This window comes from Pseudomonas sp. R1-1 (assembly GCF_051132135.1).
Classification (GTDB): Bacteria; Pseudomonadota; Gammaproteobacteria; order Pseudomonadales; family Pseudomonadaceae; genus Aquipseudomonas.
The window spans coordinates 3,379,611-3,402,347 of sequence record NZ_CP071663.1; the positions used below are offsets into that span (position 1 = coordinate 3,379,611).

Sequence of the window (22,737 nt, forward strand, 5' to 3'; positions counted from 1 at the left end):
CCTGTTTGCAACAATGATAGACGCCGCCTCACCGAACCATGCTCAGGACCGATGTAATGAACGCTGTACCGATTCCCGATGATGCCCAGGCACTGCTCACCCGCACCGACTGGAGTCGCGGCCCGTTGGGCGCTGCCGAAAGCTGGCCGCAGAGCCTGCGCACTGCGGTCGACATCGTCATTCACTCGCCCATGCCCATGGTGTTGCTGTGGGGCCCGGAGCTCACGCAGATCTACAACAACGGTTTCGCCCTGCTTGCCGGGCAGAAGCATCCGCAGGCTTTCGGGCAGCCGGCGCATGAGGTCTGGCCGGAGCTTCGCGACTTCACCGACCCGATTTACCGCGCCGTCCTGCAAGGCCAGGTGCGCACCTACAGCGAACGGCGGTTTACCTTGCAGCGTGACGGCAAGGACAGCGACTTCTGGCTCGATCTGACCTACAGCCCGATTCGCGACGAATCCGCGCAAGTCGCCGGGATTCTCGTCACCGCCATCGAAACCAATGAACGCCGGCGCGTGGCGCTGGAGTTGCAGCGTCGCTCCGAAGAAAGCCTGCAGGCGCAACGCGAAACCGAAGAACGCCTGCAACTGGCCCTCGCGGCCACCGACGCGGTCGGCACCTGGGACTGGAATATCGGCGAAGACCGCTTTATCGCCGACGCGCATTTTGCCCAGTTGCACGGGGTCGATCCGGCACACGCCCGGCAATTGCCGATCAGCGACTACCTGCAAGGCGTGCACCCCGAAGACCGCGCCATGGTCACGCGTCGCATCAAACACTGCATCACACACGGCACCGAATACGCCGAGGAATATCGCTTGCTGCAGCGTGACGGCGAAGTGCGCTGGGTGTTTGCGCGCGGGCGTTGTTACAAGGATCACCATGGCCGGCCGACGCGGTTCCTCGGCGCGGCGCTGGACCTGACCGAGCGCAAGCACACCGAACAGGCATTGCGCCAGAGTCAGACCGAGCTGCAATTGATCATCAACGCCATGCCAATCCTGATCAGCTACGTCGATCGTGAAGAACGCTTCCGCTTGAACAACGCGGCTTATCTGGACTGGTACGGGCTCACGCCGCAGGAGTTGTACGGGCGCACCATTCGCGAGGTGATTGGTGAGGAGGCGTATTTCCTGCGCCTGCCTTACATTGCCGAAGCGCTGGCCGGCCGGCCGTGCTCCTTCAGCCTGTACACGCCGCACCGCGACGGCAGCAGCCGCCACGCGTTGATGAACTATCTGCCGCGTTATGGCGCCGACGGCGCGGTCAACGGTTTCTATATCTTTGTGATCGACGAGACCGAACGCAAGAAAACCGAAGAAGCCCTGCGCAATCTAAACGAAACCCTTGAAGAACGCGTCAGTGCCCGCACCGAGCAACTGGCCTTGGCCAATCAACGCTTGCAGAGCGAAATGTTCGAGCGTGAGCGCGCTGAAGATGCCCTGCGCCATGCACAGAAAATGGAAGCGGTCGGCCAGCTCACCGGCGGCATCGCCCACGACTTCAACAACATGCTCACCGGGATCATCGGCAGTCTCGACTTGATGCAGCGCTACATTGCCAACGGCCGGGCTGACGAGATCGGCCGGTTCACCGAAGCGGCGGTGTCTTCGGCCAATCGCGCGGCGGCACTGACCCACCGTTTGCTCGCGTTCTCGCGGCGCCAGTCGCTGGACCGCAAAACCCTCGACGTCAACGTGCTGGTGCTATCGCTGGAGGATCTGATCCGGCGGACCAAAGGCGATCCGATCGAACTCAAACTGCAACTGGCCGACGATGTATGGCCGGTCAGCACCGACGTCAGTCAACTGGAAAACGCCCTGCTCAACTTGGTCATCAACGCTCGCGATGCGATGCCCGATGGCGGCGAGTTGCTGATCGAAACCGCCAACGTCTATCTCGACGGCACTGACATCACGACGCTGGAACCGGTCAAGGCCGGCGATTACCTGATGCTGGCGGTCAGCGACAACGGCACCGGCATGACGCCCTCGGTCCGTTCGAAAGCCTTCGATCCGTTTTTCACCACCAAGCCGATCGGCCAGGGCACTGGTCTCGGTTTGTCGATGATTTATGGTTTTGCCCAGCAATCTGGCGGGCATGTCAGTCTCGACAGTTTGCCGGGCCAAGGGACGTCCGTGCGTTTGTATCTGCCGCGCCTGCACGGCGTCGAAGCGCAGCAAGCCACGCAACTGGCCGTTGAACAAACGCCGACCATCGCCACCGGTGAAACCGTGATGGTGGTCGAAGACGACCCGGCGGTGCGCATGCTGGTACTCGATCTGCTCCGGGAACTGGGTTATCAGACCTACGAAGCCGTAGACGCGAAGACCGCCCTGCCCCTGCTTGAGTCCAGCCGGCGCGTGGACCTGCTGGTCACCGACGTCGGCTTGCCGGGCATGAACGGTCGGCAATTGGCGGAAATTGCCCGTCAGCATCGGCCCGGCCTTAAGGTGCTGTTCATGACTGGCTACGCGCAAAAAGCCGCTGAGCGTCAGGGATTTCTTGAGGACGGCATGGACATGGTTGCCAAACCGTTCGCGGTCGAGCTGCTGGCCAGCAAGATCCGCACGATGACCAGCCAAACCCTGTGACTTGAGGCATAATCCGCGCCCCGCCTTCACCCCGTTATCAGGACCGCCCGATGAAAGCCCAAGCCCGCCACATTCTGGTGAAAACCGCCGAAGAGGCCGAACAGCTCAAACAACGCATCGCCAAGGGAGAGGCGTTCGATGTGCTGGCGAAGAAATTCTCCACCTGCCCGTCCGGCAAACGTGGCGGCGACCTGGGCGAAGTCCGACCGGGGCAGATGGTCGGTGCGATTGATGCGGTGATCTTCAAAAAACCACTGCGCACCGTGCATGGGCCGATCAAGAGCAAGTTTGGTTATCACCTGGTGCAGGTGTTTTACCGGGATTAGTGAGTTGGCTCGCGGGCCTCTTCGCGAGCAGGCTCGCTCCCACAGTTGAAATGCATTCCACCTGTGTTAGGTGTGATGCATTGCCTTCTGGACACTGAAATGCAGTCCCTGTGGAGGCTGAAATGCGGTCCCCTGTGGGAGCGAGCCTGCTCGCGAACCGATTGCGCAGCAAGCGGCCATTCAAACGACTATTTCGGAATCAACGCCCCCGGCACCTGAATTACCCGGCTCGCCAGCAGATGCCCAGCCTGCGCCGCTTCCACAGGACTGTCACCGGACAGACGACTGGCCAGATACGCCGCACTGAACGAATCCCCCGCCGCGGTGGTATCCACCACTGTCTCGACCTTCCGCGCCGGCACTTCGAACGCCGCACCCTCGCAGCGAATCAGACAAGCCTCGGCCCCACGCTTGAGCACCACCTCCGGCGTACCAATCTGCGCATACGCCGCAAACACTTCATCGCAGTCGGGGAAGCCGAACAGCGCCTGCTCGTCTTCCACCGTCAATAACGCCAGATCAACGTAAGGCAAAATACTGCGATACGCCGCTCGCGCCTCTTCGACAGAAGCCCACAGCCGCGGCCGGTAGTTGTTGTCGAAGACGATGCGCGCATCGTTCTGCCGCGCCTTGATCAAGGTTTCGATCAGTCTGTCCCGGCCCTTTGCACCGAGTACAGCAAGGGTAATACCGCTGAAATACAGCACGTCATAATCGGGCAACGCTGCCAGCACCGGTTCGGCGGCCGGTGTGGTGAAGCACTCGCGGACGGCGGCTTCGTTGCGCCAATAAAGGAAACGTCGCTCCCCGTTGGCGTCGGTCTGAATGCAATACAAACCGGGCAACCGGCCAGGCAGGCGCTGGACCAGATCGAGGCCAATGCCTTCGCCGTCCCAGATCCGGCACATGGCATCGCTGAAACTGTCGTCGCCCAGCGCGGTGACGTAATCGACCTGTGCCTGATCGCCCATCGCGCGGGACAGATACACCGCAGTGTTCAGGGTATCGCCGCCGAAGCTTTGCTGCAGGCTGCCATCGGCGCGCTGCTGCAGCTCGATCATGCATTCGCCGATCAGGGCGATGCGCGGGGTGTTTGGGCCCAGGGGGCTTAAGGTGTTCATTTGAGGGGGGCTCTGATGGTTCGGTGGTGGCTGTGCCGCCGTCATCGCGAGCAGGCTCACTCCTACAATTGGAATGCGTTTCAAATGTAGGAGTGAGCCTGCTCGCGATTGGCTGCGCCTCGGTCTGAAGCCTTAGAAACAAGTCTCCATGCTCTCGATCACCGTCAGTTGTTCATCCACCAACAACCCCACCCGCCACTTGTCGAACGTCAAACACGGGTGCGAGGTGCCAAAGGAAATGATATCGCCGACGCGCAATTCAACACCCGGCGCCACCGTCATGAACGCGTGCTGGTCCATCACCGCGGTCACTTTGCAGGCACTCACGTCTTCGCCAACCGCAGGCACGGCACCGGCCTTGTAGCGCAGCAATGGCACCGGCAAACCGGCATCGAAGGCCACATCACGCTTGCCCAGCGCGATCACCGCAAAACCCGCTTCCGGCAATGACTGCACATGCGCCCAGACTTCCAGCGCCGGGCGCAAGCCTTCGTGCAGATCGCTGCGCCGGTCGAGGACGCAGCACTGCGCATCCTTGTAGATGCCGTGGTCATGGGCGATGTAACTGCCCGGACGCAGCACGCTGAGAAAGCGCCCGGCGGCGTTTTGCGTTTCGAACGATTCGGCAATCAAGTCGTACCACGCCGAGCCAGACGCAGTGATGATCGGCTTGGCAACGGCAAAACCGCCGCTGTCTTGCAACTGCACGGCCAGGCGTACCAACGAGGCGGCGAACTCGCGGATGCCGCTGACTGCGTGGTCGCCGTGGATCACCCCTTCGTAACCTTCGATGCCGGTCAGTGCCAGCGCCGGTTGGGCGTTGATCGCCTTCGCCAGTTCGATGACTTCCTGCTCGCTGCGGCAACCGCAACGTCCGCCGACGACGCCGTATTCGATCATCACGTTGAGCTCGAGCCCGCGCGAGGCAAAGTACGCGCCGAGGTCAGCGACGTTATCCGGGTGATCGACCATGCAATGGAATTCAAATGCCGGATCGGTAAGCAAGTCAGCGATCAGCGCCATGTTCGGGATGCCGACCAGTTGGTTGGCCATCAGCACCCGGCGCACGCCATGGGCATAGGCGGCGCAGGTCTGGGTCGCGCTGGCGAGGGTGATGCCCCACGCACCGGCATCGAGCTGACGTTTGAACAGCGCCGGGGTCATGCTGGTTTTACCGTGGGGCGCCAGTTCGGCGCCGCTGTCGCTGACGAATTTCTGCATCCAGCGAATGTTGTGCTCCAGTGCCTGGCGGTGCAGCACCAGCGCGGGCAGGCTGACGTCGCGCACCAGCTGCGCGCCGATAGCCGCGTCGCCCTTTTGCACAGCACGATTGTTGGCAGTCGTCATGGTCGAACTCCTCGTTGTCGCGGCCGCAGCCAGCCGCGTTTATTCGTTGATGCGCCGGGCGAGGCTGTTGGCGCTCTCGATCAGTACCCGGCGATAGTCGTCGTAATGGGTTTTCGCGTCGGCCCGGGGCGCGACGATGCACAAGGTACAAATCGCTACGCCTTGCGGGTCTTTGACCGGCGCGGCGAAGCAATGGGTGAAGGTGTCGGCGACGCTGTCGAAGGAGAAAAAACCGTCGATTCCGGCCTGACGGATCTCCGCCAGAAAGCGCTCCAGCGGCAGACGTTCGCCGTCGGGCAGGATGTAGTCGTCTTCGTCGATCAGGTCGATGATCTGCTGGTCGCTCAGGTGCGCCAGCAGCAGGCGCCCCGAGGCTGTCCACGGGATCGGCGCGTTCTCGCCGATGTCGGAGGAAATGCGGAAATGCCGCTCACCCTCTTTCATCAGCGCCACCGTGTATTTGCGCCCGTTGAGCAGGCACATCTGCGCGGTCTCGCGGGTCTGGCTGACAATCTCCTGCAAGGCGTGATCGGCCTCGCGACTGAGATCGAAATGGCGCAGATGCGCCTGGCCGAGAAAGTACAGCTGCCGGCCCAGGTAGACATGACCGTCCTTGCCCACCAGCTCGAGAATGCGCCGTTCGAGTAACGAGGCAACCAGTTCGTAGACCGTGGATTTCGGGCTGCCGATGCCGTTGGCGATGTCGTTCGGGCGCAGCGGCTGGCCGATTTCCTTGAGAAAATCGAGGATATCGAACGCCCGGTCCAGACCGCGAGCCCGGCGCTTGATGGTGTCTTCGGTCATTTCAGTGGTTCCCATTCAAAGTCGCCGGGAGTTTACCGCTAATGATCGTTCCCACGCTCTGCGTGGGAATGCAGCCGGGGACGCTCTGCGTCCCATTGGAACGCGGAGCGTCCCTTGAGGCATTCCCACGCAGAGCGTGGGAACGATCGGTGTGGTTCAGGCCTTCCTTTTGTACGCAATGCAATCAATCTCAACCTTGCAATCGACCATCATGCTCGCCTGCACACAAGCCCGCGCCGGGGCGTGCTCGGGTTTGAAATATTCGCCGAAGACTTTGTTGAAGCTGCTGAAATCCCGCGGGTCATCCAGCCACACACCGACCCGCACTACATCCTCCAGGCCATAACCAGCCTCTTCGAGAATCGCGATCAGGTTCTTCATGGTCTGGTGAGTCTGTTCGACGATGCCGCCAACAATGATCTCGCCCTCGACCGCTGGCACCTGGCCGGAGACGTGCAGCCAGCCATCCGCTTCGACCGCGCGCGCGAAGGGACGCGGCTGACCGCCGGCGGCGGTGCTGCCGGTGCCATAACGAGTAATGCTCATGGGTGTTTCTCCTGATTACAAAACAAAGATTTAAAACCGCGTGTTCTTCAAAAACTCAGCCAGACGCGGTGATTGCGGACGTTCGAACAGTTCCTTGGGAGGCCCCTGCTCTTCGATTCGCCCCTGATTCATGAAAACGATCTTGTCCGAGACCTCGAAGGCGAAACGCATTTCGTGGGTCACCAGCAGCATGGTCATGCCGTCTTCGGCCAGACCCTTGATTACGTTGAGCACTTCACCGACCAGCTCTGGGTCGAGCGCTGAGGTGACTTCGTCGAACAGCATCAGGCTGGGGTTCATCGCAATCGCCCGGGCAATCGCCACGCGCTGTTGCTGCCCGCCGGACAACTGGCCGGGAAAGTGATTGCGCCGCTCCAGCAGGCCCACGCGCTCCAGCCATTTCTCGGCGAGCACCACGGCTTCGTCCTTGGGCATTTTCTTCACCTTGAGCAAGCCCAGGGTGACGTTCTGCAATGCGGTCAGATGCGGGAACAGATTGAATTGCTGAAACGCCATACCGGTCATAGCGCGATGCCGGGCGATGACTTTTTCCGCATGACGCACGCGCTTGCCGTTGACCTCGTCATAGCCGATGGATTCACCGTCGAGCAGAATCTGCCCGCCCTGAAATTCCTCGAGCATGTTCACGCAGCGCAGCAGCGTGGTCTTGCCCGAACCGCTGGAACCGATCAGCGTTACGACGTTGCCGCGCTGCATGCTCAGGTCGACACCTTTGAGCACTTCGACCGCGCCGTACTGTTTGTGCAGGCCGCGAATGTCCAGCAGCGCCTGATGGTTTGGGGAAACTTGAGTTTGAGTCATGGCAAGGCCACCCGCTTTTCAATGTGCCGGCCGAGTAATTCGATGCCGAAGTTGATGACGAAGAACAGAAAACCGGCGAACAGATAGAACTCCAGGGTCATGAAATTCCGCGCGATGACTTGCTGCGTGCTGAGCAGCAATTCAGCCACACCGATCACCGAGAGCAAGGTCGAGGCCTTGACGATTTCCGTGGACGAGTTGACCCAGGTTGGCAGAATCTGCCGCAATGCCTGCGGCAACAGCACGTAGCCGAGGGACTGATAAAACGTCAGGCCGATGGCTTTGCCCGCCTCCAGCTGTCCGCGTGGCAATGCTTGCAGCGCGCCACGGACAATCTCGGCGACGTGCGAGCCGCAAAACAGCGTCAGGCCCAAGGCGCCGGCCTGAAACGCGCTGATCTGCCAACCCAGCGCCGGCGCCATGTAGAAGCAGGCCAGCACCAATACAAACACCGGCGTGCCGCGAATCAGATCGACGTAAAAGCGAAACGGCGCACGCATCCAGAAGCGCCCGTAAGTCAGCACCAACCCGGCAACTACGCCGAGCAAGGTGCCGAGCAGAATCGCCAGCGCCGACACTTGCACACTGGTCAGAAAACCTTGCAAAAGCGGCTCGCGAGCGACCCACAATTCATGCAACCAGCTAGGTGATTCGTACATCGCAGCCTCCTATCGGCGGATCGCCAGACGCTGCTCGAGGTAACGCAGCAGCATGGCAATGAGGTAACAGGCCGCGACATACAACGCCGTGGTCACCAGCCAGGTTTCGATCACCCGGTAGCTTTCGACGTTGATCTTGCGCGCGTAGTAAGTCAGCTCGGGCACCGCAATCGCAGCGGCCAGCGAGGTGTCCTTGAACAGCGAAATGAAATTGTTCGACAGCGCCGGCAAGACATTGCGCAGCATCACCGGCACGGTGACGTACGCCTTGACCTGCCACTCGCCCAACCCGACCGCCAGCCCGGCTTCACGCTGGCCTTTGGGAATGCTCAGCAAGCCACCGCGGAAGACTTCGGTCAGGTAGGCGCCGGCGTACAGCGACAGCGTGATGATGAACGAGGGAATCTTGTCCAGCCGAATGCCGAGGCTCGGCAGGGCAAAGTAGATCAACAGGATCAACACCAGTATCGGCGTGTTGCGCACCACCGTGACGTACACCGAGGCCAGCACCCGCAAGGCGCGATGCTTCGACAGCAAGGCAAACGCCATCAGCAGGCCGATCACGCAACCGATGGCGATCGACACCAGCGCCAGTTGCAGCCCAAGACCGAGCCCCGCCAGCAAGGTGTCGAAATCGCGCCACACGGCGGCAAAGTTCAACTGATAGTTCATGGTCAGCAGCACCTTGAGCGAGGCGACGGCAATCGCCCCGCTCTCACGGGATCATTTGAATTCGACAGGGAAACCAATGGCCGGCGACGGCAGATCGACGCCAAACCACTGCTTGAACGACGCGGCGTAGGTCGGGAATTCAACGCCGGTCATGGCTTCATGCAACGCGGTATTGACGAAGTTCAACCAGTCTTGATCGCCGCGTTTGACGGCGCAGGCGTAGGTCTGCGGGCTCCAGGCGTATGCCGGGCTGCGATAGCGACCGGGGTTCTGCACCATCAGGTATTTGACCGAAGACTGGTCGGTGGCAGCCGCGTCGGCACGGCCGGAATTCACTGCCTGATACATCAAATCGACGCTGTCGTACTGATCGACTTTGGCTTTGGGCAAGGCCTGATGCACCAGCTCCTCGGCATACACGTTTTGCAGCACAGCAACGGTGACGTCGTCGCCCGCAGCTTGCAGGTCTTCGATTTCCTTGTACTTGCTGTTGTTCGGCAACAACAGACCAACCCCTTCGCGGTAATACGGCAGGGTGAACGCCACTTGCTGCGCGCGGCTGGCCGTGACGGTGATGAACTGGCAGCTCATGTCGACCTTGTCGGTGAGCAGGTTGGGAATCCGCGCATCGGACGACTGCACGACGAACTCGACCTTGCTCGAGTCGTTGAACAGCCCTTTGGCCACCATCCTGGCGATATCGATATCGAAACCCTGCAACTTGCCGTCCGCGCCTTGAAAGTGCCACGGCGCATTGGTGCTGCCAGTGCCGACAATCAATTTGCCGCGAGCCAGGACACTGTCGAGCTTGCTCTCGGCAGCCTGGGCCAGGCCCATCACGGTTGATGAAGCTGCAAGAACGAAAACACACGCTTTGAACAACGAAGGACGGCGATGCATGGCAAGCACTCCAGAATGGTGTTTATTCCGCTATACCGGAACACGGTTTGTTACTACGGAATAGACAGCAGAAAGTGTGCCACAGCCTTGGTCAGAAATCTGCGTAGGTTTTAAAGGTTTTTAGAATCAAGGAGATGCGATGGAAATATCGCTTGAGGGTGGTGCGCTAGAGGGAGCGGGTTCGCTACCGAACGCTACTGCAGACGGGTATCAGGTTCCCAAACGGGATGAGGTTGGGCGATTTCGGTGCATTTAACTAAGAGCCAGAATTGTAATCAGCGTCTAGTCGCAGCCTCATATACATCGCCCCCGGCTCTTTTGCCGATGGCGATCACTGTGACAATCAGCACTTCGTCGCTCACTCTATAAACCAGCCGATAGCCGGCGCTTTGAAGTTTGATTTTGTATGCATTGCCCAAGCCTTTCAGACGAGCCGAGGGAATATGTGGATTCAACAGCCTTTCCGCGAGCTTTTTCTTGAACTGCTCCTTCACAACTGCACCAAGCTTCATCCATTCCTTCCAGGCTTTTTCAGAAAACTCCAGCTCATAAGTCATCTATCGAGACCCTGATCGTTGGGTCGCTTTCCCGCTCCTTGCACAGCGCAATCAGCTCCAGATCATCCAGACGCGTCATCATCGCCTCATACTCTTTGGCAGGAACGCAATAAAACGCCGGTTGATTTCGGTTAAGGATTGCGACCGAATGCCCCCCGCCCGCTGCTACCGTTCCCATCGGATCTTTTTTCAATTCAGAAATACTTGCTACAACATTGGAGAGGACGATATGTGCCATCAAGATGCTCCTTGGCGTACTTTAAGAAGTGCCAAAAATAGCACCCCAAGAAGCGCTTGACTTGATACATCGAGCCTAACACGTCATTCCATTCATCATTTCTGCCTTGGCTGTCAGCGCGCTCTGCCATTTTCGTGGGATAAATCCGAGACTTCGAGCCAGCACCTGTAATTTCTGACAGTAGACGACCTCACACACCCTCCTTTAACGTCGCCAGACCTCACCGTCGTTGAAAAGGAGCATTCGATGAGCGCATCTCTCCCTGCGGCAACGCTGGCACCGGTTTATCGCAAGGCCCTGAAAACCTGGCGCCCGGTCGTCCTGTATTTTGCCAACGAGCATTGCCCTGCGTGCGAATGGGCTGGGCCGATCTTTCGGCAGACTGCCGAGCCCTACCGGCATCGCGCCAACGTTTACATGCTCGACACCCGCCAGTCGCCACGCCATCCGCTGGTCACCGGCACGCCTACGGTGCTGTTCTATCGCAACGGCAAATTGCTGAAAAAGCTCAAGGGCATTGGTACTGAACAGTCCCTTGCAGAAGATTTCGCAAGGCATGTTGGCAAGACCAAAGCGCCTGCTGGCCCGCCGCGTAAACGTCAGCATGACCTGGCCTGGTTGCGTGAGGCATTCAGAGTGCTGTGTACCGTCGCCCCATCGCGTCACCGTCGTTCGTATTGACTGCGCAAAATGCTGAAGTACCGCGACCCCATAAACGTCAAGGAGGATTCAAACGTGACCAACCTGATCAAGAACGGTGAGTTCACTCAAGGCTCGGAGCATTGGGAAGTCACTCATCCAGGACAAACGGATTTCGTCGACGGAGAGTGCAGTATCGTAGCGCCCGGCTCCGTCAGTCAGACAATCAAGCACATCCAGCCGGGAGCTGAATACCGACTGGCGTTGCGGATGAAAACAGCCGACAAACTGACTGCCAGCGTAGTAGTGACCCAGGAACGACCTCGCGAATTGCTCAGACTGTCCATCAGCAATGATTCGCACTGGCAGGTGCTGACCGACTGGTTCATAGCGCCACCTGTTGAAACCACTGTCACGGTCACACTGAAGGCCGAAGGCGTAAGCCAGGAGGGGCGTTCGTACTTTGGCAGCCTGGCACTCGAGCGCCTGATTGAGCGCAAGCCGTCGAGTTTGCCGAAACGATTAGTTGCATGGTGGCGTTCACTGTTCGGCGCTTGAGTGCAGCCTGATCTCGTCATGGACCGGGATCAGGCCTCACATTGGACAAGCGTCCGTTCGGCTGCTTTGCTGATGAGCAAACACGTAGCGCTACACCCTTGGGGGCCCGGTAGTCGCTGCCATCAAAACGAGCAGCAGGACGAGCATGTTCGAAAGCATAGAAGCGCAGGCCTTGAAGGAAAGCGCGTCGGCGCCGTTGAGAAGCGAGTTTCTTCAGCGCGAATTCGAGCGACTGAAAACCTTCAGCCTGCTGATTTACGTGGTCAGCATTTTCATGTGGCTGTTGTTCGACCTGATCGTCAGTTTCATGGGCGGACAAGGCTTCACGTGGCGCTCGATGGTGTTTCTTGGCGTCTTCGGTGTGGTGACGCTGGTGCTCGGGTTTACTCGCAAAGCCGCGCATTTCGATGTGCTCACCGTGTTGTTGGTCCTGGGCCTGACGGTCGGCGTGCGAATGATCGTCGACGGTCTGCCGCCTGCGGTGCACAGTTCGTGGCTGATGCTCGCCGCTGCGAGCCTGCTGTACAGCGTTTCGGTGTTGCCGTTGCGGCGCTGGGCGTTTTTTGCCTTGCAGGTGGTTATCTGGGTGGTGCTTAACCCGTTCCTCGGTACCAGCACCGAACTGGGCGAACTGCGCGGCGTACTGACCGCCTGCTACAGCGTGTTCCTCTGCGCGCTGACCGTGTACGCGTTTTTGAAATTTCGCGAGGCGCGGTTCAGTAACTACATCATGTCCAGGTTGCTGCTGGATCAGGCGTACAACGACCCACTGACACAGATTCCCAATCGCCGCGCGTTCATGACGCACGCGCAGCAGCGCCTGCAAGCGATTCCACGCGAATACGACCACTTTCTGATGATGATCGACATCGACAATTTCAAGAAGGTCAACGACACCTACGGCCATGACATCGGTGACGAAGTGCTCAAACGCGTCGCTGCCAATATCAAAACCGTGATGGCCGAATTCGACTATGCACGCCTGGGCGGTGAAGAGTTTGCGATCTATCTGGCGGCCGTGCGCCGCGAAGATGCTGCCGGGCTTGCCACCGAGCTGTGCCGTTTGGTCCGTGAACAGCCTGCCGAGCACCCGGTCACCATCAGCATCGGCATAACCCGGGTCGAGGAGGGTGACACGTTGAATCAAGCATTGATCAAGGCTGATTCGGCGTTGTATGAGTCCAAGCACACCGGCAAGGACCGGTACACATTTCATCATGAAGCTGCGTCGCTTGACTGATCGCCATCGCTGGCAAGCCAGCTCCCACAGGGGTTTGCATTACATTCAATTTGAAGTAACACAAAACCTGTGGGAGCCAGCCTGCTGGCGATGGCGAAGGGTCAGGCAATGACCGCAGCAATCATGCAGCCGCGCGCTCCAGCAACACTCGCGTCACCCGTCGCTCTTCCACCGCCTTCACCGTCAATTGCCAGCCTTCGTATGCCAGCCGGTCGCCCTTCATCGGCAAGCGATCCAGCAGACTCATCACCAACCCGGCCATGGTTTGATAATCCTCGGTCGGCTCGGCAGCGAACCCGGTGCGCTGGCGCACGCGGGCCAGCGGTAATGCGCCGCTGACCAGATAGCCGCCCTGCTCCTCCAGCACGTCCGGGCCTTCGATTTCGCTGGCATCGGGCAACTCACCGGCAATCGATTCCAGAATGTCGGTCATGGTCAGCACCCCGACGAAATCACCAAATTCGTTGACCACAAACGCAATGTGCGTCGAGGCCGCGCGCATCTGTTCCAGCGCGTTGAGGATCGAATAGCTGTCGAGCAGGTTGACGGTCTGGCGGGCAAGTTGCTCCAGGTTTGGCTCGGCGCCGGCCAGATAATCCTTGAGCAGTTCTTTCTTGTGCACAAAGCCCAACGGTTCATCCACCGCACCGTCACGAATCAATGGCAAACGCGAGTAGGACGAATGCATCAGCTTCGTACGAATCGTTTCCGCGTCGTCAGCCAGATCAATGGCGTCGACATCGGCGCGCACCGTCATCAACTGGCGAATCGGTCGCTCAGCCAGTTGCAGCACACCGCTGATCATCACCCGCTCGCGACGGTCGAACAGCTCGGCGCTGGGTGCGTCACCGTTATCGAGCAGGTCAGAGATCTCCTCGCCCACTTCTTCGGCTGCCAGTGTGCGCCCGCCGAGCAAGCGCATCACCGCGTGGGCCGTGCGCTCACGCAACGGGCGCACACCCTGCATCGAGCGTTTGCGGCGCGCCCGGGCAATCTGGTTGAACACCTCGATCAGGATCGAGAAACCGATGGCCGCGTACAGGTAGCCTTTCGGAATATGGAAGCCCAGACCTTCGGCGGTCAGGGCGAAACCGATCATCATCAAAAAGCCCAGGCACAGCATGATCACCGTCGGGTGCGCATTGACGAAGCGGGTCAGCGGCTTGCTGGCGACGATCATCAGGCCGATGGAAATGATCACCGCGATCATCATCACCGCCAGTTCATCGACCATGCCCACCGCCGTAATCACCGCATCGAGGGAGAACACCGCGTCCAGCACCACGATCTGCGCAACGATCGGCCAGAACAGCGCGTACGCCGCGTTGGTGGTGCGCTCGCCGACATGGCCTTCGAGCCGTTCGTGCAGCTCCATGGTGGCCTTGAACAGCAGAAACACACCACCAAACAGCATGATCAGATCACGTCCGGAGAAGCTTTTGCCGAACACTTCGAACAGCGGCTGCGTCAGCGTGACCAGCCAGGAAATGCTCGCCAGCAGGCCCAGACGCATGATCAGTGCCAGCGACAGGCCGATGATTCGCGCACGGTCGCGCTGATGCGGCGGCAGTTTGTCCGCCAGAATCGCAATGAACACCAGGTTGTCGATACCCAGCACCAGTTCCAGCACGATCAATGTCAACAAGCCCAACCAGGCCGTGGGATCCGCTAACCATTCCATAAAACGTCTCGATCTCTCTCAGTGAATTCAGGCTGCCGGACACGACAAAGCGCAACGCGAAGGCTGAAGAGCCGCATTGGCAAAGATAGTCGGAAGTCGAAAAACCGGATGCTGCGCGAGCATCAAGACCGCGCCGTGGCGCGAGGAGACGGGATAACTGGGGGGCTCCGAGAGGGTGTTCATGCAAATCCTGAATGAAAAATGGCCTTGGAGCGTACAGCCTCAAGACACATTTTCCCCAGTGGCAAATCATTTCAAGATCTGTACGGATGAGCTGAAGACAGCTGCGTTCGCCAGCAGGCTCGCCAAGCGATCGTCAACGCTCAGCCAGCTCATCGATATGCCGATAATCAGTCCCCAGCGCTTCGGCAATTGCCTGCGCCCGGCCCAGGCGAATCGGTCCACGCTCGATATCGACCAGCAATCCCGGGCAATCCAGCACCGGCAGTCCAGAACATTGCTTCAAACGCCCGTCGGTCACCACCAGCAATCGCTGCTGTTCGGCGGGGAAACGCTTGCGCCGTTGCACCAGCCACTGCTGCGCCTGCAACAGCGCCGCAAGCAACGGCGTGCCACCACCCGCCCCCAACGCTTGCAGCCACGCTTGCAGACTGCTGGACGCTTTGAGTCCCTGCACTTGCCACTTCGGCGTCGAACCACTGGCGGTCAGCAAAGCGAGCCGCGCGCGTTGGCGGTAGGCGTCGTCGAACAACTGCGCGAGCAGACCCTTGGCATCGCTCAAGGCCTGATGGCGTCGAGTCGAAGCGGAGGCGTCGACGATGACCAGCCACAGCTCATGGGGAGAGCGGGTGCGCAGTTGGAATAGAAGATCTTCACGCAGTCGTGGCCGTCCGTTTATCAACGTGCCCGGCCAGTTCACCGAGCCATTCCTCGCGCTGTGGCGCTTGCCTTGGCGTCCGTTGTCGAGCCGTCCGGCGCGGGGTCTGGCATTCGCCCCCGCGTCGGATCGGGGGCGAATGCCTAGGGCTTTTTTGGCCAGACGGGCACTTCTCGTCGAGTGCCAGTGGCGAGCGCTGGTGTCGGCATATCGCCCCACTGGCCCTGCCCTTCGCTCGCTGTGTTTTGCGTCGGATTGGGCGACTGCGGCGGTTGTTGTGGCTGTTGCTGTTGTTGCGGGCTAGGCGGCACCGACGGTTCGCGACGTCGATGGCGCAGGGCAAACTCGGCCACGGCGTCAATATCTTCCTCGCCAATCTGCGTCGCCCCACGCCATGCCGCGTGCGCGCGGGCTGCGCGCAACCACACCAGATCAGCACGCAAGCCATCCACGCCGGCGGCGAAACAGCGCTCGGTAATCTGCGCCAGCGCGGCATCGTCCAGCTCAATATCGGCCAGCGCAATCCGCGCGCTTTCGCAGCGTTCACGCAGGCTCTGCTGCGCGGCGGCCCATTGCGCGCAGAACGCCTGCGGATCGCTGTCGAAATCCAGCCGCCGACGGATGATCTGGCCGCGCTCGGTCGGTTGCGTATGGCCGCTGAGGGCGACGTTCAGACCGAAGCGGTCGAGCAACTGCGGGCGTAACTCGCCCTCTTCCGGGTTCATCGTGCCGATCAGGACAAATTTCGCCGAATGACGATGGGAAATCCCGTCACGTTCGATCAGGTTGGTGCCGCTGGCGGCGACATCGAGCAGCAGATCGACCAGGTGATCGGGCAGCAGATTGACTTCATCGACATAGAGAACGCCGCCGTCAGCCTTGGCCAGCACACCGGGGGAAAACTGCGCGCGCCCATCGCTGAGGGCGGCGTCCAGATCGAGGGTGCCGACCAGACGCTCTTCGGTCGCGCCCAGCGGCAAGGTGACGAACTGGCCGCTGGCGAGCAGATCCGCAAGGCCACGGGCCAGGGTCGATTTGGCCATGCCGCGCGGGCCTTCGATCAGCACGCCGCCGATTTTCGGGTCAATGGCGGTGAGGCACAGGGCGAGCTTCAGGTCATCGGCGCCGACCACGGCGGAGAGGGGGAAATGTGGGGTGTCGGTCATTGGTGGGTTCTCTGGCGTGGTCGTGGGTGTTCTTTAATGTTTTGGGGTGTCAGATCGAAGGCCCTCACCCTAGCCCTCTCCCAAAGGGAGAGGGAACTGATCCGGGTGTTCTGCAATGTTGCTGGGTGTCATTTAAAAGCCCCTCACCCTAGCCCTCTCCCAGAGGGAGAGGGAACTGATTGGGGTGATCTTTCGATCTCGCCGACCTGATACTTCGAGTGGAATACCCATTCCGAGAACGACGCAGATCGGCCCCCTCTCCCTCCGGGAGAGGGCTGGGGTGAGGGTTGGTTTTTGGAGGCGCTACCCATCTTCCTCGATATCCAGCAGCAAATTCTCCAGCGCTTCCTTATAAGCCCCCGGCTCCTGCCACATGCCCCGCTGCTGCGCTTCGAGCATGCGCTCGGTCATTTCGCGCAACGAATGCGGATTGTGCTCGCGGACAAACTCCCGAGTCTGCGGATCAAGCAGATAGGCGTCGGCCAGCAGCGCATACTGATGATCATCGATCAGATGCGTGGTCGCGTCGAAAGCAAACAGATTATCGACAGTCGCTGCCATTTCAAACGCGCCTTTATAGCCGTGGCGCTTGACCCCGTCGATCCATTTCGGGTTCGCCGCGCGAGAGCGAATCACCCGGTTCAGTTCTTCTTTCAGGGTGCGAATTTTCGGCAAATCGGGTTGGCTATGATCGCCGTGATAACTCGCCGCTGCTTCGCCGCGCAGGCTTTCCACAGCGGCGAGCATGCCACCCTGAAACTGGTAGTAATCGTTGGAGTCGAGCAAATCATGCTCGCGATTGTCCTGATTCTGCAGCACCGCCTGCACCTGACTCAGGCGTTGGACGAACTGCTCACGGGCGGCGGTGCCTTCGTCGGCGCCGCCATAGGCGTAAGCGCCCCAGTTCAGATAGACCTCGGCGAGGTCTTCGCGGCTCTGCCACAGGCGACCGTCGATGGCACCCTGCACGCCAGCGCCGTAAGCACCGGGCTTGGCGCCGAAGATGCGCCAGCCGGCCTGCCGCCGCGCGGTGTCTTCATCGACGCCGGTCTGACGTAGCGCTTCGCGCTCGGCGCGCACTTTGGCGGCCAGCGGATTGAGGTCGTCCGGTTCGTCCAGCGCCGCGACCGCTTGCACGGCGGCGTCGAACAAGCGGATCAGGTTGGCAAACGCATCGCGGAAAAATCCCGAGACGCGCAACGTCACGTCGACGCGCGGACGATCAAGCAGGCTCAGCGGCAGGATCTCGAAATCATCGACGCGCTGACTACCAGTGGCCCACACCGGCCGTACGCCCATCAGCGCCATGGCCTGAGCGATGTCATCGCCGCCAGTGCGCATGGTGGCGGTGCCCCAGACCGACAGGCCGAGCTGACGCAGGTGATCGCCGTGATCCTGCAAATGCCGTTCGAGAATCAAGGTCGCCGACTGGAAACCGATGCGCCACGCGGTGGTGGTCGGCAAATTGCGCACGTCCACCGAATAGAAGTTGCGTCCGGTCGGCAGCACGTCGAGACGCCCGCGACTGGGCGCGCCGCTCGGGCCGGCGGGGACGAAACGACCGCTGAGGGCGTCGAGCAGACCGCGCATTTCTGCCGGTCCGCAGGCGTCGAGGCGTGGTGCGATGACTTCGCGCAGATTATCGATGATTGCCCCGACTTCATCCCACCCGGGCCCCTGTAGGAGTGAGCCTGCTCGCGATGGCGGTGTGTCAGTTGATTTGATGTTGGCTGATCCACCGCTATCGCGAGCAGGCTCACTCCTACAAGGGATATGCAGGGATGCGGAGATCAGCTCGGTGGCGAACAATTCGAGGCGTTCGCGGGTGTCGCCGGCGGTGCGCCAGACTTCGTCGGTGACGGTTTGCAGTTCGCTTGGACGCGGTCCCTCCCACGGCTCGGCCAGAGCGCAATCCAGTGGATCGAAACCTAGTTCAAACGCTTTTGCCACCGCGCGCAGCAGGCTTGATTGCGCGCCCTTGCCATCCCCGCGCGGAATCCGCAGCAAGGCCAGCAAGGTATCGATGCGCAACCGCCCGCTGGGCGATACGCCGAAGATATGCAGACCGTCGCGAATCTGCGACTCCTTCAAATCGCACAGATAGGTATCCAGACGCGGCAACCAGATCGCCGCGTCGGCGTCACTGTCCAGCGCGGCGTCGAGTTGCAGCTCGCGGTCGATCTGCGTGTCGCGCACCAGTTGCAGAATGTCGCGCTGCAATTCCCGGGCGCGGCGCGGGTCGAGCAACTGCGCTTCGTAGTACTCGTCGGCGAGCAGTTCGAGATTGCGCAACGGCCCGTAGGTTTCGGCGCGGGTCAGCGGTGGCATCAGGTGGTCGATGATCACCGCTTGCGTGCGCCGTTTGGCCTGGGCGCCCTCGCCCGGGTCATTGACGATGAACGGATAGACATTCGGCAGCGGCCCGAGCAGCGCGTCCGGCCAGCAGTTCTCCGACAGGCCGACACCTTTGCCCGGCAACCATTCGAGGTTGCCGTGCTTGCCGACATGGATAACGCCGTGGGCGCCGTAGGTGGTGCGCAGCCAGAAATAGAACGCCAGATAGCCATGCGGCGGAACCAGATCCGGGTCGTGATAGACCGCACTCGGGTCGACCTGATACCCGCGTGCCGGCTGAATGCCGACGAAGGTCAGACCGAAACGCAGCCCGGCGATCATCATGCGTCCGTCGCGGCACATCGGGTCGTTGTGCGGCGCGCCCCAGCGGGCGATCACGGCGGCGCGGTTGGCTTCGGGCAGTGCGTCGAACATCGCGAGATAGGCGTCCATCGCCAGGCTTTGCTGGCACGGGCGCAGGTCAATCGTCTCGAGATCGTTGCTGACGCCGCCGAGCAATTGCTGGATCAACTCGCTGCCGCTGCCTGGCAAATCGGTCGAAACCGGATAGCCCTCAGCCTGCAACGCACGCAGGATATTCAGCGCTGCCGCTGGCGTGTCGAGGCCGACACCGTTGCCGATGCGCCCGTCGCGGGTCGGGTAGTTGGCGAGAATCAGCGCGATGCGCTTTTCGCTGTTCGGTACCCGCGCCAGATCAGTCCAGCGTCGCGCCAGTTCAGCAACAAAATCCATGCGATCGGGTTGTGCGCGATAACACACCACATCCGATTGGCTGCGCTCGCTGCGCCAGGCCAGATCCTTGAAGCTGATCGGCCGACTGATGATGCGCCCGTCAAGTTCCGGCAAGGCTATGTGCATGGCCAGATCGCGCGGGCCGAGGCCTTGCTCGCTGCCGCGCCAGCCGGGCTCGTTGTCCTGGGCGCAGATCGCCTGGATCACCGGAATATTGCGGCGAAACGGTCGCAGGTGCGGCGCTTCGGGACTGGACTGGGCAAAACCGGTGGTATTGAGGATCACCCCGGCCTCGACTTCGTCCAGCCAATCCTCGACCACCGTCAGGCAGCCGGGTTCTTTCAGGCTGGCCACGGCGATGGGCAACGGATTCAGTCCGGCGGCCTGCAGACGCTGGCAGAACACATCGATGAACGCAGTATTCGCCGCCTGTAGGTGCGAGCGGTAAAACAGCAACGCCGCGACCGGTTGTGCGGGCAGCCATTCGGCCTGCCAATCACTGAGCGTCGCGGTGGTTTTGTCCGGATGATAAATCGCTGTGCGCGGCAGGGTTTGCGGCTCGGCCCACGGGTAATCGCGGGCAAACCAGCGATTACCCAGGCACCGGAAGAAATCCAGCGCGTTGCCCAGGCCGCCCTGACGCAGAAACTGCCAGAGACGGTCACGGTCCACCGCGTTGACGGTGCTCAAGTCGCTGAGTTCAGGATCGGGACGATCGTCGCCCGGCACCAGAATCACTTGCACGCCGCGTTCAGACAGTTCGACGAGACGCTCGACGCCATAGCGCCAATAGGCGATGCCGCCGTGCAGCGAAATCAGAATCAGCTTGGCGTGACGCAACACTTCGTCGACGTACAGATCGACCGAGGCGTGATTCTGCACCTGCATCGGGTTGGCCAGACGCAGGCTCGGGTAGTCTTGTGGCAACTGCTGCGCCGCTTCGGCGAGCAGCGCGAGGCTGGAATCGCCGCTGCACAGGATCACCAGCTCGGCAGGCGTCTGGCCAAGGTCGGCAATATTGTCATCCGAGACGAAACCGCCGGGCTGGGTCCTGAGCAGGTGCATGACTTAAACGCTGAGCGCGGCGCGCAATTGCGCTTCGAGTTGTGCTGCGTCCAATTCCTGGCCGATCAACACCAGTCGCGTCACGCGCGCTTCGTCGGCGCCCCACTGACGGTCGAAATGCTTGTCGAAGCGCGTACCCACGCCCTGAATCAGCAGGCGCATCGGCTTGTTCGGAATCGCGGCGAAGCCTTTCACGCGCAGGATACCGTGCTGCACCACCAGTTGCGTCAGCGCGTCGAGCAGCAGGCTTTCGTCGGCTTGCGGCAGTTCGATGGAGATCGAGTCGAAGGCGTCGTGATCGTGGTCATCGTGATCGTCATCACCGTCGTGGTGATGGTCGTGGTGACTGTGACGGCTGTCGATGTGCTCTTCGGAACCGGCGCCGAGGCCGATCAACACGTCCAGCGGCAGACGGCCGTTGCTCGCTTCAATGATTTTTACAGCGGGCGGCAGCTCCTCCGCGACTTCAGCACGCACGCGCGCAAGATCTTCGGCGCTGGTCTGGTCGGCCTTGTTGAGGATCACCAGATCGGCGCTGGCCAGTTGGTCGGCGAACAGTTCGTGCAGCGGCGATTCGTGATCGAGGTTCGGGTCAAGCTTGCGCTGGGCATCGACCTGATCCGGAAACGCGGCGAAGGTGCCGGCGGCCACGGCCGGGCTGTCGACCACGGTGATCACCGCATCAACGGTGCAGGCGCTGCGGATTTCCGGCCACTGGAAGGCTTGCACCAACGGTTTTGGCAGGGCCAGGCCTGAGGTTTCGATGAGGATGTGATCGAGATCGCCGCGACGCGCGACCAGTTCGCGCATCACCGGGAAAAACTCTTCCTGCACCGTGCAGCACAGGCAGCCGTTGGCCAGTTCGTAAACGCGGCCGCTGGCTTCTTCTTCGGTGCAACCGATGGTGCACTGCTTGAGGATTTCGCCGTCGATGCCCAGCTCGCCAAACTCATTGACGATCACCGCAATGCGCCGGCCCTGGGCGTTATCGAGCATGTGCCGCAGCAAGGTGGTTTTGCCCGAACCGAGGAAACCGGTGACGATGGTGACGGGGAGTTTGGCCAGTGTTTTCATCGGTATGCCCTTTGGCAAAGCGGCGGGCATACGGGACGAGAACCGGCCACGCGCACGCGCGCCGGAAGTATTCGCCACCGGATCACCCCGCCCGGTTGAAAGTGAGAATCTGTGACGAGGCAGGTCTCCTGGCTGACAGTGTTCAGGCGCCAGGCCTGGCGTTCGCTGCGCCTTCCCGCGGGCTCGTTGACCGAGCTGGCAGTGGCGTGGCAGCGAACATCACCGTTCACAGTTGCGGGGGCAGCCGCGGCTTTGACCGCGTTCCCTTCTTAGCTTCGGCAGATACCGAAGAACCTCGAAGGCGCAAGGCTACGCATGGTGCAATGGCGGGTCAATGTCTGGATTGGGATCATGACCGACAGGCCGAACGTCAGGGCGAAGACCTTTGGTTACTTTGGGGCGTTTGCCAAAGTAACTCGCCGCCAGACGAAACCGCCGTCAGCAACCCTGGATATTCACTCGCGACCGAAAATTGACTCAAACCCACCCGCATGCTCTCCTGTACGCCTTGTTACGGGTGCCCTTCACAGGGTGAAACGGGAAACCGGTGAATCATGTGCTTTACTCAGAGCCATGTCAGTCCGGTGCTGCCCCCGCAACGGTAAGCGAGCGAAGCGTCAAAACCACTGTGCCAACGGCATGGGAAGGTGACGCTTGCAGATTGGCCCGGCGCCAACCCCTCGTGAGCCCGGAGACCGGCCCGCAACACACGGTGCGCAATCAGCGTCACTGGACATAACAAACCCGCGGTGGGCGGGCGCTGTTCGTACCTCCGCGTGTCCGTCACGCAGGGTCCGCATGCG

General features: G+C 60.8%; 20 protein-coding genes and 2 riboswitches. Of the genes, 5 read left to right on the plus strand and 15 right to left on the minus strand.

Annotated elements, in window-relative coordinates; all coding sequences use genetic code 11:
• Positions 1 to 56 precede the first annotated feature (56 nt).
• Positions 57 to 2,594, plus strand: coding sequence for a PAS domain S-box protein (locus J3P75_RS15270; protein WP_434707279.1), 2,538 nt, complete (start codon positions 57 to 59; stop codon positions 2,592 to 2,594).
• Between the two features lie 50 nt (positions 2,595 to 2,644).
• Positions 2,645 to 2,920, plus strand: a complete 276-nt coding sequence (locus tag J3P75_RS15275) for a peptidylprolyl isomerase (RefSeq protein WP_007912322.1) — start codon at positions 2,645 to 2,647, stop codon at positions 2,918 to 2,920.
• 188 nt (positions 2,921 to 3,108) lie between these two features.
• Here J3P75_RS15275 and J3P75_RS15280 read toward each other — a convergent pair whose 3' ends face one another.
• From J3P75_RS15280 to J3P75_RS15325, 10 genes are all read right to left on the minus strand, one after another.
• Entirely contained in the window at positions 3,109 to 4,041 is a 933-nt protein-coding gene (locus J3P75_RS15280) for a sugar kinase (RefSeq protein ID WP_434707280.1), read from the minus strand.
• A gap of 132 nt (positions 4,042 to 4,173) precedes the next feature.
• Positions 4,174 to 5,388: an amino acid deaminase gene (locus J3P75_RS15285; RefSeq protein WP_434707281.1), complete on the minus strand. Its 1,215-nt coding sequence runs from the start codon at positions 5,386 to 5,388 to the stop codon at positions 4,174 to 4,176.
• Positions 5,389 to 5,427: 39 nt separating this feature from the next.
• A complete protein-coding gene (locus J3P75_RS15290; protein ID WP_434711313.1) occupies positions 5,428 to 6,192 on the minus strand; it encodes an IclR family transcriptional regulator in 765 nt (254 codons plus the stop codon).
• A gap of 156 nt (positions 6,193 to 6,348) precedes the next feature.
• A complete protein-coding gene (locus J3P75_RS15295; RefSeq protein ID WP_434707282.1) occupies positions 6,349 to 6,738 on the minus strand; it encodes a RidA family protein in 390 nt (129 codons plus the stop codon).
• A 30-nt stretch (positions 6,739 to 6,768) separates the two neighbouring features.
• Positions 6,769 to 7,560 (minus strand): amino acid ABC transporter ATP-binding protein, encoded by a 792-nt coding sequence (locus J3P75_RS15300; protein ID WP_434707283.1) that lies wholly within the window; start codon positions 7,558 to 7,560, stop codon positions 6,769 to 6,771.
• Complete coding sequence (locus tag J3P75_RS15305) at positions 7,557 to 8,219, minus strand: amino acid ABC transporter permease (protein ID WP_434707284.1); 663 nt, start codon at positions 8,217 to 8,219, stop codon at positions 7,557 to 7,559. The genes J3P75_RS15300 and J3P75_RS15305 overlap by 4 nt, the downstream gene beginning before the upstream one ends.
• A 9-nt stretch (positions 8,220 to 8,228) precedes the next feature.
• Positions 8,229 to 8,891: an amino acid ABC transporter permease gene (locus J3P75_RS15310; RefSeq protein WP_434707285.1), complete on the minus strand. Its 663-nt coding sequence runs from the start codon at positions 8,889 to 8,891 to the stop codon at positions 8,229 to 8,231.
• A gap of 51 nt (positions 8,892 to 8,942) precedes the next feature.
• Complete coding sequence (locus tag J3P75_RS15315; protein ID WP_434707286.1) at positions 8,943 to 9,791, minus strand: transporter substrate-binding domain-containing protein; 849 nt, start codon at positions 9,789 to 9,791, stop codon at positions 8,943 to 8,945.
• 275 nt (positions 9,792 to 10,066) lie between these two features.
• Complete coding sequence (locus tag J3P75_RS15320) at positions 10,067 to 10,348, minus strand: type II toxin-antitoxin system RelE family toxin (RefSeq protein ID WP_434707287.1); 282 nt, start codon at positions 10,346 to 10,348, stop codon at positions 10,067 to 10,069.
• Positions 10,338 to 10,586: a type II toxin-antitoxin system Phd/YefM family antitoxin gene (locus tag J3P75_RS15325; protein ID WP_434707288.1), complete on the minus strand. Its 249-nt coding sequence runs from the start codon at positions 10,584 to 10,586 to the stop codon at positions 10,338 to 10,340. The genes J3P75_RS15320 and J3P75_RS15325 overlap by 11 nt, the downstream gene beginning before the upstream one ends.
• 246 nt (positions 10,587 to 10,832) lie before the next feature.
• Here J3P75_RS15325 and J3P75_RS15330 point away from each other — a divergent pair, with 246 nt between their 5' ends.
• The 3 genes from J3P75_RS15330 (at position 10,833) to J3P75_RS15340 (ending at position 13,023) form a co-directional block, all read left to right on the plus strand.
• Entirely contained in the window at positions 10,833 to 11,267 is a 435-nt protein-coding gene (locus J3P75_RS15330) for a thioredoxin family protein (RefSeq protein WP_434707289.1), read from the plus strand.
• 54 nt (positions 11,268 to 11,321) lie between these two features.
• Positions 11,322 to 11,783 (plus strand): hypothetical protein, encoded by a 462-nt coding sequence (locus tag J3P75_RS15335; protein ID WP_434707290.1) that lies wholly within the window; start codon positions 11,322 to 11,324, stop codon positions 11,781 to 11,783.
• Positions 11,784 to 11,928: 145 nt separating this feature from the next.
• Positions 11,929 to 13,023 (plus strand): diguanylate cyclase domain-containing protein, encoded by a 1,095-nt coding sequence (locus J3P75_RS15340; protein WP_434707291.1) that lies wholly within the window; start codon positions 11,929 to 11,931, stop codon positions 13,021 to 13,023.
• Positions 13,024 to 13,144: 121 nt separating this feature from the next.
• Here J3P75_RS15340 and J3P75_RS15345 read toward each other — a convergent pair whose 3' ends face one another.
• The 5 genes from J3P75_RS15345 to cobW all read right to left on the minus strand — a co-directional run bounded on the left by J3P75_RS15345 (position 13,145) and on the right by cobW (position 21,934).
• On the minus strand, positions 13,145 to 14,704 hold the full coding sequence (locus J3P75_RS15345) for a TerC family protein (RefSeq protein ID WP_434707292.1): 1,560 nt from the start codon (positions 14,702 to 14,704) through the stop codon (positions 13,145 to 13,147).
• 316 nt (positions 14,705 to 15,020) lie between these two features.
• Positions 15,021 to 15,704, minus strand: a complete 684-nt coding sequence (locus J3P75_RS15350; protein ID WP_434711315.1) for a vWA domain-containing protein — start codon at positions 15,702 to 15,704, stop codon at positions 15,021 to 15,023.
• Complete coding sequence (locus J3P75_RS15355; RefSeq protein WP_434707293.1) at positions 15,686 to 16,708, minus strand: ATP-binding protein; 1,023 nt, start codon at positions 16,706 to 16,708, stop codon at positions 15,686 to 15,688. The genes J3P75_RS15350 and J3P75_RS15355 overlap by 19 nt, the downstream gene beginning before the upstream one ends.
• 303 nt (positions 16,709 to 17,011) lie before the next feature.
• Positions 17,012 to 20,860 (minus strand): cobaltochelatase subunit CobN, encoded by a 3,849-nt coding sequence (cobN, locus tag J3P75_RS15360; protein ID WP_434707294.1) that lies wholly within the window; start codon positions 20,858 to 20,860, stop codon positions 17,012 to 17,014.
• Between the two features lie 3 nt (positions 20,861 to 20,863).
• On the minus strand, positions 20,864 to 21,934 hold the full coding sequence (cobW, locus tag J3P75_RS15365) for a cobalamin biosynthesis protein CobW (RefSeq protein WP_434707295.1): 1,071 nt from the start codon (positions 21,932 to 21,934) through the stop codon (positions 20,864 to 20,866).
• Positions 21,935 to 22,035: 101 nt separating this feature from the next.
• A riboswitch (cobalamin riboswitch) is annotated at positions 22,036 to 22,247 on the minus strand.
• Between the two features lie 185 nt (positions 22,248 to 22,432).
• Positions 22,433 to 22,652, plus strand: a riboswitch (cobalamin riboswitch).
• Positions 22,653 to 22,737 lie beyond the last annotated feature (85 nt).

Coding starts and splice junctions, on each gene's coding strand:
- J3P75_RS15270 (WP_434707279.1), top strand. CDS start 57: ATGAACGCTGTACCGATTCCCGATGATGCCCAGGCACTGCTCACCCGC.
- J3P75_RS15275 (WP_007912322.1), top strand. CDS start 2,645: ATGAAAGCCCAAGCCCGCCACATTCTGGTGAAAACCGCCGAAGAGGCC.
- J3P75_RS15280 (WP_434707280.1), bottom strand. CDS start 4,041: ATGAACACCTTAAGCCCCCTGGGCCCAAACACCCCGCGCATCGCCCTG.
- J3P75_RS15285 (WP_434707281.1), bottom strand. CDS start 5,388: ATGACGACTGCCAACAATCGTGCTGTGCAAAAGGGCGACGCGGCTATC.
- J3P75_RS15290 (WP_434711313.1), bottom strand. CDS start 6,192: ATGACCGAAGACACCATCAAGCGCCGGGCTCGCGGTCTGGACCGGGCG.
- J3P75_RS15295 (WP_434707282.1), bottom strand. CDS start 6,738: ATGAGCATTACTCGTTATGGCACCGGCAGCACCGCCGCCGGCGGTCAG.
- J3P75_RS15300 (WP_434707283.1), bottom strand. CDS start 7,560: ATGACTCAAACTCAAGTTTCCCCAAACCATCAGGCGCTGCTGGACATT.
- J3P75_RS15305 (WP_434707284.1), bottom strand. CDS start 8,219: ATGTACGAATCACCTAGCTGGTTGCATGAATTGTGGGTCGCTCGCGAG.
- J3P75_RS15310 (WP_434707285.1), bottom strand. CDS start 8,891: ATGAACTATCAGTTGAACTTTGCCGCCGTGTGGCGCGATTTCGACACC.
- J3P75_RS15315 (WP_434707286.1), bottom strand. CDS start 9,791: ATGCATCGCCGTCCTTCGTTGTTCAAAGCGTGTGTTTTCGTTCTTGCA.
- J3P75_RS15320 (WP_434707287.1), bottom strand. CDS start 10,348: ATGACTTATGAGCTGGAGTTTTCTGAAAAAGCCTGGAAGGAATGGATG.
- J3P75_RS15325 (WP_434707288.1), bottom strand. CDS start 10,586: ATGGCACATATCGTCCTCTCCAATGTTGTAGCAAGTATTTCTGAATTG.
- J3P75_RS15330 (WP_434707289.1), top strand. CDS start 10,833: ATGAGCGCATCTCTCCCTGCGGCAACGCTGGCACCGGTTTATCGCAAG.
- J3P75_RS15340 (WP_434707291.1), top strand. CDS start 11,929: ATGTTCGAAAGCATAGAAGCGCAGGCCTTGAAGGAAAGCGCGTCGGCG.
- J3P75_RS15345 (WP_434707292.1), bottom strand. CDS start 14,704: ATGGAATGGTTAGCGGATCCCACGGCCTGGTTGGGCTTGTTGACATTG.
- J3P75_RS15355 (WP_434707293.1), bottom strand. CDS start 16,708: ATGACCGACACCCCACATTTCCCCCTCTCCGCCGTGGTCGGCGCCGAT.
- cobN (WP_434707294.1), bottom strand. CDS start 20,860: ATGCACCTGCTCAGGACCCAGCCCGGCGGTTTCGTCTCGGATGACAAT.
- cobW (WP_434707295.1), bottom strand. CDS start 21,934: ATGAAAACACTGGCCAAACTCCCCGTCACCATCGTCACCGGTTTCCTC.